Source organism: Shewanella sp. SM101, from assembly GCF_025654465.1.
Taxonomy (GTDB): domain Bacteria; phylum Pseudomonadota; class Gammaproteobacteria; order Enterobacterales; family Shewanellaceae; genus Shewanella; species Shewanella oncorhynchi.
In genome coordinates this window covers 1-18,323 of record NZ_JAKKRH010000023.1, presented here as the reverse complement: position 1 = coordinate 18,323, position 18,323 = coordinate 1, and the positions used below count along the sequence as shown (strand labels likewise).

At 41.1% G+C, this 18,323-nt stretch carries 17 protein-coding genes and 2 pseudogenes; 7 read left to right on the top strand and 12 right to left on the bottom strand.

The window, feature by feature from the left end; genetic code table 11:
* Positions 1-195 precede the first annotated feature (195 nt).
* From L5M38_RS13750 to L5M38_RS13720, 7 genes are all read left to right on the top strand, one after another.
* Positions 196-417, top strand: a complete 222-nt coding sequence (locus tag L5M38_RS13750; protein ID WP_014609880.1) for a hypothetical protein — start codon at positions 196-198, stop codon at positions 415-417.
* Between the two features lie 262 nt (positions 418-679).
* Complete coding sequence (locus tag L5M38_RS13745) at positions 680-1,072, top strand: SirB2 family protein (RefSeq protein ID WP_014609881.1); 393 nt, start codon at positions 680-682, stop codon at positions 1,070-1,072.
* A gap of 28 nt (positions 1,073-1,100) precedes the next feature.
* Positions 1,101-1,892: an inner membrane protein YpjD gene (locus L5M38_RS13740; protein ID WP_263174508.1), complete on the top strand. Its 792-nt coding sequence runs from the start codon at positions 1,101-1,103 to the stop codon at positions 1,890-1,892.
* 118 nt (positions 1,893-2,010) lie between these two features.
* Entirely contained in the window at positions 2,011-2,757 is a 747-nt protein-coding gene (locus L5M38_RS13735) for a heme ABC transporter permease (RefSeq protein WP_263174511.1), read from the top strand.
* Entirely contained in the window at positions 2,757-2,993 is a 237-nt protein-coding gene (gene ccmD / locus L5M38_RS13730) for a heme exporter protein CcmD (protein ID WP_014609884.1), read from the top strand. The genes L5M38_RS13735 and ccmD overlap by 1 nt, the downstream gene beginning before the upstream one ends.
* A gap of 614 nt (positions 2,994-3,607) precedes the next feature.
* A protein-coding gene (locus L5M38_RS13725) for an IS3 family transposase (RefSeq protein WP_263174817.1) occupies positions 3,608-5,163 on the top strand; the annotation gives its coding sequence in 2 pieces (ribosomal slippage) (positions 3,608-4,061 and positions 4,061-5,163; 1,557 coding nt in all).
* Positions 5,164-5,644: 481 nt separating this feature from the next.
* The gene (locus L5M38_RS13720; RefSeq protein WP_263174812.1) at positions 5,645-5,884 is read left to right on the top strand and encodes a helix-turn-helix domain-containing protein; all 240 of its coding nucleotides are present in this window, start codon (positions 5,645-5,647) and stop codon (positions 5,882-5,884) included.
* A gap of 428 nt (positions 5,885-6,312) precedes the next feature.
* On the opposite strand, the pseudogene L5M38_RS13715 reads toward L5M38_RS13720, so the two are convergent.
* From L5M38_RS13715 to L5M38_RS13660, 12 genes and pseudogenes are all read right to left on the bottom strand, one after another.
* Positions 6,313-6,657: pseudogene (locus L5M38_RS13715) on the bottom strand (alpha-amylase family glycosyl hydrolase); the annotation flags it as partial.
* 456 nt (positions 6,658-7,113) lie between these two features.
* Complete coding sequence (locus L5M38_RS13710) at positions 7,114-9,093, bottom strand: nuclease-related domain-containing DEAD/DEAH box helicase (RefSeq protein WP_263179457.1); 1,980 nt, start codon at positions 9,091-9,093, stop codon at positions 7,114-7,116.
* Positions 9,094-9,102: 9 nt separating this feature from the next.
* Complete coding sequence (locus tag L5M38_RS13705; RefSeq protein WP_263174432.1) at positions 9,103-9,684, bottom strand: cytochrome P450; 582 nt, start codon at positions 9,682-9,684, stop codon at positions 9,103-9,105.
* Positions 9,681-10,907 (bottom strand): ankyrin repeat domain-containing protein, encoded by a 1,227-nt coding sequence (locus L5M38_RS13700; RefSeq protein ID WP_263179456.1) that lies wholly within the window; start codon positions 10,905-10,907, stop codon positions 9,681-9,683. Before L5M38_RS13700 ends, L5M38_RS13705 begins: the two co-directional genes overlap by 4 nt.
* Before the next feature lie 403 nt (positions 10,908-11,310).
* Positions 11,311-12,567, bottom strand: coding sequence for a Y-family DNA polymerase (locus L5M38_RS13695; RefSeq protein WP_263174427.1), 1,257 nt, complete (start codon positions 12,565-12,567; stop codon positions 11,311-11,313).
* The gene (locus L5M38_RS13690; protein ID WP_263174425.1) at positions 12,568-12,975 is read right to left on the bottom strand and encodes a LexA family protein; all 408 of its coding nucleotides are present in this window, start codon (positions 12,973-12,975) and stop codon (positions 12,568-12,570) included. It abuts the gene before it with no gap.
* Between the two features lie 61 nt (positions 12,976-13,036).
* Positions 13,037-13,267, bottom strand: a complete 231-nt coding sequence (locus tag L5M38_RS13685; protein ID WP_219250572.1) for a hypothetical protein — start codon at positions 13,265-13,267, stop codon at positions 13,037-13,039.
* Positions 13,268-13,401: 134 nt separating this feature from the next.
* Complete coding sequence (locus tag L5M38_RS13680; RefSeq protein WP_263174420.1) at positions 13,402-15,828, bottom strand: AAA family ATPase; 2,427 nt, start codon at positions 15,826-15,828, stop codon at positions 13,402-13,404.
* A 335-nt stretch (positions 15,829-16,163) separates the two neighbouring features.
* Positions 16,164-16,307: a hypothetical protein gene (locus L5M38_RS13675; protein ID WP_263174419.1), complete on the bottom strand. Its 144-nt coding sequence runs from the start codon at positions 16,305-16,307 to the stop codon at positions 16,164-16,166.
* A gap of 36 nt (positions 16,308-16,343) precedes the next feature.
* On the bottom strand, positions 16,344-16,820 hold the full coding sequence (locus L5M38_RS13670; RefSeq protein ID WP_263174418.1) for a hypothetical protein: 477 nt from the start codon (positions 16,818-16,820) through the stop codon (positions 16,344-16,346).
* Positions 16,821-17,178: 358 nt separating this feature from the next.
* Complete coding sequence (locus tag L5M38_RS13665) at positions 17,179-17,754, bottom strand: hypothetical protein (RefSeq protein WP_263174416.1); 576 nt, start codon at positions 17,752-17,754, stop codon at positions 17,179-17,181.
* Positions 17,755-18,055: 301 nt separating this feature from the next.
* Positions 18,056-18,323 (bottom strand): annotated as a pseudogene (locus L5M38_RS13660) (IS4 family transposase); the annotation flags it as partial.

The window sequence follows — 18,323 nt, the reverse complement described above, 5'->3', positions numbered from 1 at the left end:
GCCAGATGTCAAAATCGGTTTGTTCTTCGTGTTGAGCGAGTATTCCTGTTTTGAGTGTTGCTCTGATCCAGTAAAGGTGCTTAGCAAAGTGTCAATTACTACTGAACCAGCTCATTGCCAAAGCTACCAACTAATTTGTCAAGTTATAGAAATTTTAACTGCCCGATCAGGTAAGAATAATTTAGCGAGGACGAGATGATTAAATTGGTAAAGATTGAAATTGATAAAGAACGACTCGGGATGCTAATCGCAAGCGGTCAACTTTGTGTAGCGGATATTCGCAGCCTTGACCAAGCCTCTAAAAAGATTTTATGGAAGTTATGTTTAAGGATCGGTAGCAAACGGCTTCGCTGTGAACAATATCTTTTCAATGAGCAAGCTGAATGGCAGTTCATTAAGAGGATCGCCATGGTCTAACAGTCTGTAAATTCGATGTTTTCATAAGGAATCTTATGTGCATACGGTACGAGAAAATTCTACATTTGCCGTCAGTTAATTTCTGGGATGATTACCAAGTGAGACACATTTCACATTATATTAAATTGTGAACAATATAATAGTGCATTATTAAATTATGACTTATTGCTGTATTCAGTCTGTCATTTATCTGAGGCTAAGCTGACAGCTATAACATGTCACCATTCACTAATGTATTGAAATCTAAACAAGTGAGAAGTAAATGGTTACCTATTACACCCTGATAAAAAATCTACACATTATGTTGGCGTTAGTCAGCGTAGCGCTGTTTACCTACCGTTGGATGCTTTCATTTTGTGCAAGTGCAGGAGTGCAATTTCGGTGTTTGAAAGTGTTACCCCACATTAACGATACTTTATTGCTTTTAACGGGTGTCGTACTGATAGCAATATTGCAAATGAATGTTGCTGATCAGGCGTGGTTAATGGCTAAATTAGTCGCGTTAGTGGTTTACATTGGCCTTGGCGTGTTGGCGATTAAGTGCCATCACCGAGGTCAAAAACTGCTTGCGGGGATCGCGGCATTATTGGTGTTCGGCTACATCGTCGGCGCGTCAATGTCGCATGCTGCATGGTTTTGCCCATTTTTAATTTAATAGAAGTTGGCTGATAGGATTGCACACTATGCTTGGTTGTTTCGTTTTGACAATGATGTTTTATGTTGTTGCACTGATAGTCGTATCAAGACGGCTATTTCACGTTGGTGGTCCTAATCGCTCCCTTTCTACTGCTGCGGGAGCTATAGCGGTGGTGTTACACGCTGTGGTGTTGGCACAGGCGATATTTACCCCTGAAGGACAAAATTTTAGTGTGAGTAATGTGTTTTCATTAGTGAATTGGTTAATTGCACTCACGTTTACTGTGCTAATTTTTCGATTGAAAGTGATGGTAGTGGTGCCTGTGGTATATGGCTGCGCTATCGTTTCTGTGGGCCTGATGTGGCTCATTCCTTCAACTTATGTTGGTCATTTTGACGCGCATCCTGTTGTGCTGGCACACGTAATTTTATCTTTGATGGCCTTTAGTACCTTAATGATTGCGGCGCTGTATGCGATACAATTATGGGTCATCTTTAATAAATTGAAGACCAAACAACTAATCAAAACACCATCTATGCCACCATTACTGACGTTAGAAAAGCAGCTCTATCAGTTAGTGATCATTGGCATGATCTTGCTGAGCCTGTCGATCGTCACCGGCTTTATTTCTCTCAATGACATCTTTGTCGGCGGCATGGGTCATAAAATGGTGTTGTCTATTTTAGCGTGGTGGGTGTATGTGGTGATGCTGTGGCAGCAGTATTCTAAAGGCTGCAAAATTCGTACAGCAGTTATTTATACCTTAAGCGGGGCAGTATTAATATTCCTCGCTTACTTTGCGGCGCGTATCGTTAATGAATTAATTCTTATTAGTTAATTGTTGACTGTTCCGGATTGATTTGAGTAGACACTTGTTGAGTTGCTAGCTTAAGCAGAACGTTTTATTTATCCAGCGCCAATGATACTTGGCGTATTTTTCACAGTGAGTAGTGATTATGTTGAAATGGCTTCATCCTTACGCCGAGCCTGAGCGTGCGTATCAAGTAGCTGTAAAGTTACAGTTTTGGTTTATCAGCCTTGCATTGGCGTTAGTCGCCGTAGGTACCACATGGGGATTGATATTTGCACCCACCGATTATCAACAAGGTGACAGTTACCGTATTATTTTTGTGCATGTCCCTTCAGCCTCAATGTCGATGGTGGCATATATGGGCATGGCTTGCGCAGCATTTATTGGCTTAGTATGGAAAGTTAAAGTGGCTGATTGGATAGCAGCGTCAATTGCGCCCGTCGGTGCGGTTTTAACCTTGATAGCCCTTGTAACAGGCGCAACCTGGGGCAAACCTATGTGGGGAACATGGTGGGTGTGGGATGCTCGCTTAACGTCAGAATTAGTCTTACTGTTTTTGTATCTTGGGGTGATTTCATTATATGCCTCATTTGAAGATAAGGTACTAGCCGCTCGTGCCGCGGGGATTTTGGCAATAGTGGGCGTAATAAACATTCCTATTATCAAATATTCTGTCGATTGGTGGAGTTCATTACATCAGTCTTCGACGATTAAAATCACCGAAAAATCAGCGATGCCTTCAGAGATGCTTATTCCGTTATTGATGAATATTTTTGGCTTTGGGGTGTTAATTATCGCTATTTCAACCATGAGATTTAAAGCGGAAGTGCTGGCGCGCAACAGTATGCGTCCGTGGGTACGTGAACTTGCGAAAGCGCAAGGAGTAAAATAATGCAATTTGAATCATTTAGTGAATTTTTGAATATGGGCGGTTACGGCTTTTATGTGTGGCTGGCATATGGCGTCACATTTTTTTGTCTCGGCACGTTAGTGATAGTGAGCGCTAAAGGTCAAGCTAACGTGCTGACCGAAATAGCCATTAAGATGGCACGTGAAGAACGCCTAAAAGAAACTCGAGAGCCTAAATCATTAATGCCAGAGGTAAAAAACGACTCACATTTGCGGTGATGGTCTTCGCAGGGGGCGCAGCTTGTATTTCATAGTTGCTCTATGCGTTTAACTCTAACTTGGAGCTGTTTTATACCCAGAATGAGATTATTTAGGGAAAAAATAGATACAGGCATGAAGGATGACTTACAATGCCAAAATGGAAACTGTATGTGAAGTGTTAATCAACCAGTATCGTCATAGATATTATTAATGTTGTAGATGCAATAAAATCATCTGCCAGTCGATAAATTGGAAGTAGAGTTCCTTTTGTAGGACGACACTTCACAGTTCAGGGACTTTAAGGGTTATATATGCATATCATTGTTATCATTTAGATAAAATCGATTTTTTACTGTGCCAACAATGCTATTTATCAACAGAGTTATTGAAATTATTTGAATAGATATTATTAATTTGTTAGTAATAGATAGTTTTATGGCATTTGAGGAGTCATTTTTATCTCATTTGCAGCAATGATATTGGGAAGTGTTAGGTCGTTACCTCGGCAAATTAACTATGCGTTTAGCCTTAGTTTCCGAACTAAGCCGAGAAGATACCCCCCTGTGTCAGGATAGTTGTCACCCCTAAATAATCATTATTTTTAAAGACAGGGCGCGGCAAATGAGAACGATATGGCTCGGTATTCACCAGAACGTAAAGAGGCGATCCTTAAAAAATTATTACCGCCTCACAATTTAACGGTCGCAGAGGTCGCTCGGGAAGAAGGCATCGCGGTGCAAACCTTGTATCATTGGCGAGATAAAGCCAGAAAAGAAGGTCGTCCCGTGCCAGGTAAAACTCTTACAACCGATGATTGGTCAGCTGAAACTAAGCTTGCTGTTATCATTGAAACAGCGCCATTGTCGGAAGCTGAAATAAGCCAGTACTGCCGAGAAAAAGGCTTGTTTCGCGAGCAAGTTCAGCAGTGGAAGCTCGACTGTTTGGCGGGTTTTCAAATCAGTGAAGTGCAGGCCAAAACCATTAAGCAACAGGCTAAAGCGGACAGGGCTGAAATCAAATCCTTGAAAAGAGAATTGAATTACAAGGAGAAAGCTTTAGCCGAAGCGGCCGCTTTACTGGTGCTCAGAAAAAAGCTCAATGCACTTTGGGAGGGCGACAGCGAGGAGAGCTAACGCCTCTGTCAGAACGCTTAACATTAGTCACCTTAATACAAGAGGCTTATACCAGTGGTGCTCGTCTTTATAAGGCGTGCATTGAAGCTGAGCTCAGTAAGCGTACCTATCGACGTTGGTATCGCGCGGGCAGTGTGCAGGCAGATTTAAGGCCCACAGCGATTCGGCCACAGCCTGCTAACAAACTCGAAGAGCATGAGCGGCAACAGATATTAGCCGTGTGTAATGAGCCAGAATATAGCAGTTTACCGCCGTCACAAATCGTGCCGACCTTGTTGGATAAGGGAATTTATATCGCTTCTGAATCAAGCTATTACCGGGTATTAAATGCCAATGACCAGCTTCATCATCGTGGCCGAACCCAGGTTGCTGTCAACCGTAGTAAACCGTTAAGTTACACGGCCGATGGGCCAAACCAAGTGTGGTCTTGGGACATCACTTATCTGGCCTCGGTAGTCAAAGGGCAGTTTTATTACCTGTATCTATTTGAAGATATTTACAGCCGAAAAATTGTCGGCTATGAAGTCCATGAACAGGAATGCGGCGAGCATGCCGCAGCACTCATCCAGCGCACGATGTTACGGGAACAATGCTTTAACCCCCCCCTGGTGCTGCACTCTGACAATGGGGCGCCGATGAAGTCATTGACGATGAAAGCCAAGCTTGAAGAGCTGGGAATTACCGCCTCTTTGAGCCGGCCCAGAGTGAGTAACGACAACCCGTTTTCAGAGTCATTATTTAAAACCTTAAAATACCGTCCACAGTGGCCAAAGGCAGGTTTTAGCAGTTTAGTTGCAGCAAGGGAATGGGTAGAGGCATTTATGAAGTGGTACAACGATAAACATAAGCACAGCCAGCTGAACTTTGTGTCACCAGGGCAACGTCATGCGGGGCAAGATGGTGATATCTTAGCCAAGCGAAAAGAAGTGCTCGAAGCGGCAAAGGCAAGAATGCCCGAGCGTTGGTCCAAGGAAGTCAGAAATTGTGATGCTGTGGGTCCAGTCACGTTAAACCCAGATAAGGCACCCGCAAACAATGTAATAAATGCAGCTTAATATTTAAGCAAAGAGTGACAACTACCTTGAAAAACACCGATACTTTGATTATAATATAATCATTTTGAGAAAAACTTATTTCTAACTATCTCTTGGCTCGAAAGATACTGTAGTTAGTGTATCTAGCAATGCTTATAGCTGAAAGCTCGGTCGTAAAGGTCCATTTTCTAACTGTTCAACTAATTGGATCAAGTGTTTAGGAGTTGAATAGCATAGCTGAAATTTAGTTCTAGTTTAGATTTTTCGTTGATTTATAAAGCAATATTGGATGTATCAAAGTAATCGGAGCAAGGCTCGTGATTTTTATAAAATAACTCATAGTTAAAGGTATCTAGGATAAGCCTGCTAATTAGTATTATTACGTATCAAAGGTGTTTAACTTAAATCTTCAACATTGCTGTTAAACGCTGAGAGCAAGAAATAATATGCAAAAAATTTTTAATTTATTAAGTGAAATTATAAGATTAGGGCGCTTGCAACTATGGGAGTTAATACAAATGTTTATATTGGTGATAAACTTAGAATTGCTAGACTACACAAAGGTCTTTCACTTGATGAATTTGCAAAAAAAATAGGTGTTAGTAAGGTTTTACTTTGGGAAATTGAAAATAGAAGTGTTGAAAACTTGGATACGCAAATCCTTTTTGTCATTTTTAAAGAATTAGATATAACCTACGATGATGTCTTGGGGAGCTGTATTCAAGATGCTGATTTTCTTTAATGATTACAGTTTGCTAGAACCTAAATTGGCTTTGATATAATTATGTAGTTCTATGTGCATAAGTGAAGTATATCGACTGAATCTAGCTTGTTTGTTTCGAAAACAGCTGAAATCTGCTCGAAAACACAAGAATTCTGCATGTTAATAACTATTAAAGTGCAGTTTTCGCGAGTTATAGCACTTAATCGACGTGTTTTGTGCATTATCGTGACAAACTTGTCTCAAACTCAGTTTATGCAGCACAATATGCATAAATAGTCACATATCTATCAGTCTTTAATGTTTCACTCTCAATTAGCAGAGAAAACGCGATAGCATGACTGAATAATAAGCAAATCGCTTTTGGACAGAAGCAAGGTGGTTTTTGCGCGAAATTATCTTCATTTCGGATAAACAAAAATAATCCTAAACGCTGAGTCGCGATGAACTTAAGGATGTAACGCTTGGCTTGAGGCTTTACCTTTACACCATTTGCCGCTGTTATGCTGTTTTTTAAACGCGCACATGCTATCCCATCGACCACTTATGCCACTGTATTGACGACGAAACTCTTTGGCTGACTTGAGCCACGCATCGGAAGCAATACCTAATTCATGGAGCAGCTTAGGTCGCTGATTATTGATATAGGCTTTTTTATCAAGGCGAATGGCGCGGCCAGTCCAATCAATCAGTTCGAGATAATCGGCAAAATGAAATGGAATACCCGTTTGCTCATTCAGGTGAGCTGCGCCATCGAATTGGACGAGAGACTTGTGGGGAATATGAGCTTCATTAGTTGAGAAGTTAGTTTGTTGCACAGTCCGAGATGCAGGTCAATCAGATGCATGTACTGGTCAATAAACATTCATGATCTTGCCCTGCTAGGTGAAGGTGCTGAAAAACACAAAAAGATATGTCCCCGCTATTTCGCTATTTTTGATTTAGATCCCGATTGGAGAATACCAACCTTCGTTACATTGTCAGACTCGCTACTTTATTCAGGCTCTTAGGTTCATCTGGTGATACAGATGGTTCACTCGTTGAGCGGTGAACAGCGCTTCAAACGACTTCACGTCGCACGCCCCACTCCTTCTTAGGGTATTTGCTCCAAGCAAAGAGCTGATTCCCAGTTCGCATTAGGAAATGTTATCCCAAATTGTAACTAAAATCCCGGAGAACACTTTCTTGTCCGTTGCAAAGTGTCTATGAAAACCATTAGCAAAGTAGAGCAAAATCCGAGCAAACTGTTTTCAAAATAGTCCACCTGTATTGCTGATCGCACCCGAAAAGAAATCAGAGTACGGGCTTGTATCGCTCTTATCTAAAATAACAAGATTTTCTGCGGCTCTTGTGATGGATGTATAAACTAACTCTGGAGTGTCTTTCTCATCCATTAAATAAAATACCGTCTTGGACTCCAGTCCTTTAAAACTGTGAATGGTGGACGCTTTAATCAAGCCACTATTCGCATAGAAATGATTTTTCTTCATACGACGAGCGCGTTCTAAATCTTGCTTTAGCTTTGGGTGCTTCTTGATAAATGTACTTAACTCAATCTCAGACATTGATTTAAGTTTCTCTGCATCACAATTGGAATCATACATTCGCGACAGTTGTGATAATTCATCATACGTTTCAAACATACAATGTGTTTTTTCAACACCATTAAACTTATCAGCTAATCGACGAACCAAATATACATTCGAAGCCAGTATAACAATATCATTAGGATGTAGGTTATGCTCTCTGACGTAGGCTTGAATCAATTCAAATGATCCATTCTCCCAATTCTGGTTTACCTGATGATATTTAAGAAGCTCAAAAGTCATTCCTAGTTGAGTCTGCGTAGTTTCAAGCAGTTCTGTATCAGAATATTTTTCAACAAGATAATTTTGCTGGAAATCCTTGAACACCTGATTCAGAGATGAATCCAAACTCGTTCTATATGAACGTTTCAATTTATTCCAACGTCCAAACCCCTGAGCGACAACCGCTGCTCTTTCGTTATCACGAGCATAGATGTTTTGAGACTCATCACCAAATAGAACCATTTCGCCATCATTCGCCAAGAAGTTATCCCGAATGATTTTTACCCATTCACTTTCAAAGTCTTGAACTTCATCTAGTAATATCGTTTGATATTTCTCTACAGAGTGCTCTTTGAACAAATCAGTAGAGTAAAGTTTCTCCAACCCATACTCTCCAATCAATCTTTCGATATCTTGCCCTGTGGCATTAAGTTGAGAGTTAAAAAACTGATGGTAATTTGTTACCGCATAATTTTCATTATCTCGATAACCTAATACATCACTAATTCTATCCTTGATAAGATTCTTTAGAGTGATGTTATACGTAATTATCAACACTTTTGAATCGTGCCTAGTATGAGCATTTACGGCTCGATTCGCGATGATTGTTGTTTTACCACAACCAGCAACACCTTTAATTTTTTCTTTGCATTCCGAACTTACGATCAACTTTTCCTGTTTTGCATCTAAGGGAATTTTCTTACCTTGTTTTAGTACGTGATCGCAAGGCTCTAATCGTCGTTTAAAGTCATCATACACACGCTCATCAAAAAGAACGTGGGTGCCATAGCTCTTAATCTTATGCACTAGATTTGACAACATATCAGAGCCATAAGACATCGCCTTGTCTCTGGTCAGTTTCCTCCTGCTTGAATCAATACCATCGGCTTTTCGATTGTATTGTTCAATCGCGATTTCATTGGCTTTTTTTTGTTCAAATAAAAGTCTGGCACTTTCTCTATTTTCATTTTCAGCTTTTTTATAAAACCCATCGATTTCAGATTTATTCGCTTTATGGAAATACACCAATGGCTGAACTAGATTGAAAAAATTCCGATTAGACAAATAACCCAAACCTAAGACGGGCAAATGTAGTTGATATAAGTTATTTTTATAGGTAAATGCTTGTGACTGTGGCGATGATATCGGGTTGCTACCTTGATGGCTTACTACCGACCATTTGTTAAAACTATCAACATTGTAGTTCTTCAACTCATAGTCTTTTACTTCAATCACAAAAATGGCAACATTTTTTTTTAAAATTATAATGTCAGGTCTATCACCGTCCAAAAAAGGGTTGAAAAAAACTTCATAGCTTTCATCTAAGTTTTCGTTTAAATAATTAACTATCCAAAGCTCTCCTTCGGTTGGTTTTACTTTTAAACGCGATATATTTTCTAATGACGGATAGATAGTCGACATCACTCATCCTTATAAAAAAGGTAATCCAAATAAGGCACCGATAATACCAATAGGGCTAATTGGCAAGGCTACATCGGCTACAAGTTCAGCGAGGCCCTCGCTTGCAACGTCACTTGCTACAGATTCACTGACATGGCTTACTATTTCCCCAGTTAAAACCTCTGATACAGCTTCATCCAGTGTAACGTTATCAATCCCTGAATCAATCACCATAGTGCTATCAAAGCTATTAGCGACTTCACTAGTGACAATAATTGGGATGTCTGGGTTTTCAGCCAATGTCTCGTTGATATAAGCAACGCTGTCGGTCGCTTTTAATTGCACTTCAGCCGCAATGTCACCATCACTCATTAATGTAATATCAGAAACGGGATGGTTAGTGGCTTCAAAGAGCATGGCATCGATGCCTTGCTCATTAAGTACAGTAACAATCTCTTGCTCAAAGACAATGCCTTTGATGTTGCTAATATGCCCCGACATTGCGTCGGGGTTAACATCTGCAAAGTAATCAAAGATCTCGTCGTTACTTGCAAGCTCAAGCTCGTTATAGCCCCGGCGGACTGCGTCAAATACTAAGCTTTGAGCAATCATTGCTGACGCGCTCCTGATAAATAGTCAACAATTTTCTTGAAGCTAGTATTAAGCATTGGATAAATATACCGTCCATTTACTTTACTCAAATCACCATGTGTCGGAGCATTTGATTTTGCGATATCTTGGGCTGTATTTCCCTCTTTGTTTTCAAACTCAGTGTTTGACCCAAGTTCAACCAGTTGAATTACAGATTCAAGGTAACCACTACTTGCTGCAACCATCAATGGCGACCAACCATCTTCATTTCTCAAATCAATATTGGCACCTTTGCTATGGAGAAATTCCAATGTTGATGCTTGATTAAAAGTCGCCGCCCAACTCGCTGCCGTTCTACCAGACTTACTCTGAAGATTGACATCCGCACCTTTGTCTATAAGCAGCGAAATGAGTTCATGTTTTCCATTTTGAGCCAATAAAGATAACGCTGGGTCAGAATCTTTATTTCTTGCATTTGGGTTCGCACCAGCAGTAACGAGCGCTTTGATCATGCCATCATCACCTTTAGTAATAGCGATAATCAGCATCGTTTCTTTATCTTCGTTTTCAACATCAGGATTCACACCATCAGCTAGCAGCTTCTTCGCGATGTTGATGTGCCCACTTTGATACGCTGACAGCATGGCCGCTTCTGAATACTTCGCACTGAACACCGCTCCTTTAGCGAGTAGCTTATCTACTATCTCTATGCGTTGTTTGAAGTAAGCGCCCGTTACCGCATTCCAACCATCGTTGTTACAAACATCAACGGCGGCACCGTGCTTAAGCAGAAACTCAACCGCTTTGATTCGACCTTTCATTGATGCCCAAATCAATGGTGTCCAGCCCTTATCGTTACGGATGTTAACTTCAGCGCCGTTTTCCACCATCAACTCTGCAAGTTCAAAATACTCATTGTCTAAACAAAGCAACAATGCGCTGCTCATATGTTGTGGTCGATAGTTAGGGTTCGCGCCTTTGTGTAACAGTGCTTTAGCAATATCCAAGAAACCCAGTTCAATCGCTAACCGAAGTGGATTATGGCCTGCATGATTGATATCAAAACCGTCACTGTTCATGATGTTCTCGGCGAGTGCCGAAAACCCATTTTTCAACGCAAGCTCAAATGGCGTTGCTTCTCGTTCTTCAAAGACGGTGTTAACTAACTCTGGCTGTTGTTCAAGTACGTAATTCAATAACGCCAAATCACCAGACTCAATGGCTATCAATAGTTGTTCAGTCATTCGTATTGACCTCAGCGACGTCTAACTCGATTTCGCCAGAAAGCAATGTAGAAGTAAGATGTTGTGTAGCTTCGCTATCTCAATTTTAGTTTTGTGACTTTATTCAATCATCGACTCTCCCCATCATGAGGGTTTTCTTTGACTAGAATAAGTGTAACAGTCTGTATGTCAACTAAGATTGGCCACGGTTTTAGAGCTTTCCCAATACAAGCGTTCAGATTCATTGGGCGTTAACACGCCTCTCACGATTCAGTTCCCGTCCAGCTTGATGCCAGAGCTTCGTTACATTGTCGGATTCGCTGCTTTATTCAGAATCCTAGGGTCATCTGGTGATACAGATGGTTCACTCTTGTCGTGGTGAACAACGCTTCATACGACCTCAGGTCGCACGGGCATAACCTAGTTAGCACTTGATACGCGGTACACTTCGCCACTTAGTCGTATATTGAGGCGTCAATAAGTCCCTCCGCATTGCCCATTTATGCTCTATGCCTTGAGCAGCGATAAACAGGGTATCATTACCATAGCGTTGGTTAATGTGATCGAGTGTAAGCATTAGCGCTGGCTTTGCTGTCGGTGGATTGAACAAGTCTAATTGGCTATGCCGTTCGCTCGCTAAGTCAATCAAACCTACGCCTATCTTGTAATAGCGTACACCTTCACGAAATAGCTTGGGGGCTGCTTCACATATAGCCTTAGTTAACTCTATTGTACAGTTAGTCGGACAAGGAAAATGCACCACAGTCTTATAGCTAACAGGACGCTCATCGTGGGGGGAGTTAGTAGCAAATAACAGCATAGTCTTGCAGACTGAGCCTTGCTTACGTGCTTTTGCTGCGGCGATACCAACATGCTTACTTAATGCTTGCAGTAATGACTCAAAATCAGTGATTCGCTCACCCATGCTTCTTGTCGAGAATATCTGCTTCTTATCAGCCCTTGCTTCATCCCACACCTTGCATACTTGGCCGTTAAGCTCGCGTACTGTACGCTCGACTTCAATGCTGAACTGTTTACGGGCTAATCCTGCTGGCATGTTAGCGAGGTCAAACGCAGTACGGATATTCAGCAGTTCGAGCTTAGCGCTAAGCCTACGTCCTATCCCCCAAACATCACCCACTGCAAGCTGCTTTAAAATAGCGATTCGGTCTTGGTCATTGTCGATAACACAGACACCTTTATAGCCCTCTATCTTCTTAGCAGCATGGTTAGCTAGTTTCGCCAGCGTCAGGGTTTCCGCAATCCCCACACAAACAGGTAAACGGGCTTCTTTCCATACAGCTCGCCTTATCAATTGTCCTTGGGTATGCAGGCACTTTATGGCAGGGTAGCAGTTCTTAAACGATAGGAAGGTTTCATCGATACTGTAGACATGCTGCTCAGGCGCAAAGCGGCCAATGATATCCATCATCTTGCTCGACAAGTCAGCATACAGTTCATAGTTAGACGAACAGACAATAACACCACGCTTAGCGCAGAGTGCTTTGACTTGAAAGTAAGGCACAAACTTCTGAATACCCGCTTCTTTAGCCTGTCTATTAGCAGCAACAATCATCCCATCGTTATTACTGAGTACAACAACAGGCTTACCACGCCAATCAGGCCGGAACACCTGTTCCGCGCTACAGTAGAAGCTGTTGGCATCGACTAGCGCAAACATCTACTTTTCACTCAATAAGGGACTTTTACGGTGGCAACGGATAGAACGAGTAATAACCCCTTCAATACTAAATTCATCGTATTCGTGAATGATGACAGGCTGGTGTTGTGGATTGGAGGAAAGCAGTAAACGGCGGGGTATATCAATGATTTTGCAAATAAACTCCCTATTTAAACTGGCAACAATCACATCGCCATTACGCGCTGTTTCATGGCGGTCAATAATGAGTATATCGCCATCAAAGATGCCGATATCTTGCATCGAATCCCCTTCTGCAAAGGCGAGAAAAGTCGAGCTTGGATGGTCAATCAATAACTCATCCAAGCTCAGACCTAGCTGCGTGTATTCAGCAGCAGGTGACTCAAAACCAGTAATACCTGCACGGGCAGGAATAGGGATAACACGCATAGCAATAAACCACTGTGATTACATACAGTAATTATAGTCGTAGAATAGCAGCTAGCAAGAATTATTCAGCGACCTCAATGTAACACCATTGGTTCTTCTCTTTATCGAAGGTCACGTTAATGTTCATTGGGTCGGTATAGCCTTGTTCAGCTCGGAGGGATGCAATCTCGCTTATCTCTGCTAAGTCATCAATACATTGCGGCTGCATTAATGTGTATAAAAACATGGCTATAAAACCGAACAAGGTTAACAGGATTGAAGTGACTAGAACCCGTATAGGTCGGAAAATCATGAATTAGCCATCCTTAGCCAGAGAATTGAAATATCTTTATTAATATGACGATAGCAAAGATTTCTATCAGTACAAGTTGGGCTGGTGCATCATAATACTTATAGCTAACAGACCCAAATCAATATCCACTTCACTCAGGATGCACGCTCTGGCTCTCCGATACTTTTCAGAAGAGCATTGTACTGCTCTGGGTCAGCAGTGTAAATTTTGTCCAAAACATAGTTGGCAACCTTAGATATCTCAGGGATTTCTATCGGTTTGAATCCTCTATCTGGGACTGCTTCAAGGTGAGAGAACTCGTTGTTTAGACGATTCACTAACGCAATTGCTGTATCTTCCTCTTCTCCAAAAAACTTCTTGATTCTTTCAAAAGCATCGTTTCTGTCATCATGATAGGGATATTTGAAGAAAAGAAATGCCTCAAGAAACTTCCGCAAGTTGTTACCAAATCCAAAGAACGGCTCATGATTGACATTTGCCGCATCTTGATGTTTGCACTTATAAATTTGATGGAAGAGGTAATGAAACTCAGTAATGTAGTCTTTGAGATAGGATGGCATAAGTACGATATCGCTTGATGAACCATTTCGCTCAATCATAAAGTGTTCGCTGTCATCAACGCTTTTGGTCTTCCCCCCCTCTCCAGCTAGAATTTTCTTCTTGGGGATAGATAGACGCTTCAAGTACTTGAGGAAATCTAGATTATGCGTAGAAATGAAAAGTTGTTTGTAGCGATAGGCGTTTGAACCATCGAGATTTTTAATTGGTTTGGCTATCAAGCTTTCAATCAAGCTAAACATGAAGAAGATGTGATTACCATCCAAACTGGAAATAGGATCGTCTATATAAATAATTAGTTCTTTATCCTTGCTATCTGGATCGTCAAGTTTGGCGATAAAATAGCAGAATGCAATGAGGCTGCACTCACCTTCGCTAAGGTTGTAAGCGGATTTACCATTTCTAGTGATTTCAAACTTGACAGCTTCTTGGTCTAATCCGTCTTTAGCCTCAAGCTTTATTCCACCATGACCGAAAAAGTGATTTAGCAGAGAATTAACTCGTTCGGCCCCCTTTCGTTCATCCTTCTGTTGAGCTCGTAGGGTAGAGGCGCTTGATTCTGACTGACTAATTTCTTTTTCAATTCTACCGTACTTGGTGTCCGCAGAATCAAATTCCATCTTTAGATTAGCAATTTTGACAAGCTCATCATCATAGTTGATCGTTTGGGAAAACGTATGAACATCAGTCAATCGAAGCGAAGTTCTGGCTAAAACCTTATCTTTTTCAAGCGTTTTTGTTTTGCTATTGCTTGTGGCAATCAATGTATTAATTGCATCCACATGCTTTTGAATTTCTTCTGCATCATGAACAGGTTCTTTCAAGGAGATGACCTGAAAAAGGTTGCCTTTGCGGTTCTCTAAAGCTTTTTTAAGTGCTTCCAAATCATGCTTGTAGACTGCCAATGCATTAGAAAGATTCTTACTACTATTGTCAAAAGCAGGACGTTCTCCTGTATAGAACTGCTCACTTTTAAATCTGTTTAAGCCTGCAATTACATTTATCTCATTATCGACGAGTAAGAGCGCATCATCTAGAGCGGTTTCCAGATCACCAGACTCTTTACTGAAGTGAGAGTCCAACACTTGCCAAATATTTTGCGGCAAACTCTGGTGGCAAAATGCGCAGGTTTCGCGTTTGTCGCGATGGTGGCCGATACCCTGCTTGACCCAGAGTTGCAGAATACTGTCGTTAAGCAATTCTTGAATCGGCTTTGTTGGCGTAATTTCCTTTAACAGAAGTGGCTCTGCCATACTGCGTAATGAATTCAGCTTTAGTTGGACCCTCAGCGTGTCAATTATGTCAGGTAGGGCTTCTTGCTTTAATAGATCAAGCTTTCCAACTTGCTCTTCAACAGTCAATGGAGCGAAGTCAGGCTTCTTAGTGGCTGCTATGTCACTTTTAATGCTGCCAATGTTGTAGACGGCGGTTCCATATTCCCGATTCTTCTTGATCTTGTTATTTGCGTGGGAGCGCAATTTATCTTCCAAAGAGTTAGCTGTAACGTTGTAAGTGCGCTCGGCGCGATCACGTTCTTTCTTCTTCGCTTCTAGTTCAAACCGAAGCCCTGATTTATCTTCAACACTGCCAAGCTTTGTTTCTATGACTGCGATAGCATCATCAATCTCTTTGTTTTGTTCACCGACGATGGCGAAGGTTTTTATTTCCCCACCAACCTGATTAACTAAGAAGCTCAGATTGTCAGTTACAAAGTCACGATTGTAGACCCGAATGTCATAGTGATGGTTAGATAAGGTTGAATTTGTGACATCTCCCTTATCCCCGTAGATTGTGAAGGAAGGGTTAAGATAGCTGTAAGGAATCTCACGGGACTCCAGAGCTCGAAACACGCGAGAGAGGGTCGTCTTCCCAGAATAATTGCGTCCATAAAGGATGTTCAGGCGTTTGAATGTCTGAACGTTAAGACCCCTATCACGAACGGTCTTATTCCACTCCAAACCACTGAAGCTACCAAAGTTTGCTATATCTATCTTACTTATCACTAACCAATCCTCCAATGATGCGTTTGTAATTGCCGAAACAGAAATCTCAAACAGTTGACTACGTAAACTTCAGTTTGCTTATTTGTTTGTTTAATCCCCTGCACTTGCTCCAACTCTTCAATCCCAATGCCGTCCTAAAAATCGCGCAAAAAGCCCTGCAAAGCTCCTCTCATTACGTTGGGCTGTTGGCAATACAAAATAATTGCGAACAGTGAAAAGCAACCCTGCCACGCCACATGCAATACCCACATAATGAAATACGCGTATCCAACGGTGATTAATGACTTCTAGGCCTTGGTTAATACTAGTTCCCACCTGAGTGGCATGCACAGAGCTTAACCAATAGGGAACGGCATAGTAGAAGAGTAGGAGATGAAACCAAACAACAGTGCACCATACCAAGGTAATCGACTGCCGATAACGATCGCGTCTGATATTATTTGGTTGGCGTGGCTTCTGCGTCTGTAGCGTCTTCCCATGACATAAATTCCTTTAGTTAAGCTTCTCTAGCACCTTCACGATAATGAGCACATTGCCACTCTAGCTCTGGGATACAATGGTAAAATTGGCTCATCAAACTTATCGTACAATGATTCAGACATAGTATGCACATAGGGTCTTGGGCCACCTATTTCTGAACCTTCGTTATATATATCCAACAAATATAAAATCACATCGTTAACACTTTTGAGTTTATGTACTTCCTTCAATGTCTGAAGCGCCACCTGAGTCTCATGTTTAAGGCGGATTTTCTTCCTACGTTTTTCGTACATTGTCCTTTTAAAGCTTTTGAGGGTTTCAGGGCTTAAATAATCAAACCAATCATTTATAGACATGAATGAACTGTCTTCTAGTTCAAGCTTGCCCGTCTTTTTAACAAAATCCTTCAAGTCATCCAACATCCGTGGATGTTCATTTTTCTCAACCAAAACAAATAGTTTATCAAGAGAATCATTGATGACGGCAAACTTCCATTCTAGCAATTTACTCATTTACTTTCCCTCTGCTACAAGCCCACAATTCCATTGATAGTAATTAAAGTACGATTCTTTAAACTTGGTATAAAGCACGTTTTCCACACAAACGTCAATATGTTAGAAAAAGATACCAGACAGCAGCACTCCATAAAAAGCAACAAAGACCGCGGCTGATATTATCAAGCATGCGGGCTTCAGCGCGTTAGTACTCGAGTGCGATACACCACATATAGGATAAATATATGGTAGTACGAGTCCTCTTTAGTGCTCAACTAAAGCAGGCCGTTTTCTGACTAACAAGTCAAACTAATACGACATATAAATGCTAGATAAGTAGTAATCCCTCTAGCACTTAAGGACACTTAAAAGAGTTTTAATCATTCGAGTCATACGGTAAATCGTCCTTAAGCTGCTTTTGCAGTCTGTATGACTCAAGTTCTTCAAGATTAATGGATGTGTATTCGTTCAATCTTTTGTATAGAAAATTAATATCTCTAGCTTGGGCAACTTCCATACGCGGGTGCTTTTTACACCTTTCTATAAATTTAAACCGACGCAACTCATTTTTTTCATTTTTTCGTTGGCTTTTTAATTCATCATTCTCTTTTTTTAATTTATTGTTATTTATAGATATTTCATTTTTTTCTTCTTGTTCTTTTTGAGCTTGCGTCTTGATTTTTTTCTGTGATTTAGCTCTTAATTTCTTTGCTTGCTCCTTCAATAAAATCTCGCTAGCATCTATTTCTGCCCAAAATATTCCTCTTAAGTACATAGTAAGTGGTGTAATAGTGCGAGGGTTTCCCCAAAAATATCGCCATATCGTACCGGCCTCACCTGATGGCGGTTTATCGGCTACATAGATCTCATCCAAACTATCTTGTATTTTTTCTAAATACTCGGTGGCCTCAGAAGAAGTCATTTCGGTATTTAATAGATCAAACTTGCTCATAAAAACCTATAAAACAATAAATTAAAGTGAGTATCGCAGAATTGCACAATCTGAAATGATAGTAAAATTAAACTATCAATCACAGCTATTTGCGATAAGCCATGCCTAGCATAAAAAAGTGAGACTTGTTCAACTACAGCTTCTAAGATGAGTCCTTAAAATAACTCTAAGAGTATTCAGCTTTTAAATCATACATTTAATAAGAATCTTTATTGTATCCAACCGTGCAGCTTTCGATTATTTGTCACGCCTTAGCTCATTTTGCAAGCAACTCGTGCACCTAAAACGCTGAAGGATCCCCTCATAAATCAGCCATAGCATAGCCATATTTGAGCAACTGATTGGCGAATAATACCCAGGCCGCCAGCAATTCTTTCTCCGTGATTTGATAATCAGGCCGCCTGAGTACCTCCAATCCCAAGCGAATCGTTGAGAGTACCGTTCGATGCCCAATGGTATTGGCCTGAAAATGCTTATCCCAGCCCTGTTGCTGTGCGTGTAAACCAACTAGCCACAACAGGCATTGAACCATCAACCCAACTAGCCACAACAGGCATTGAACCATCAAC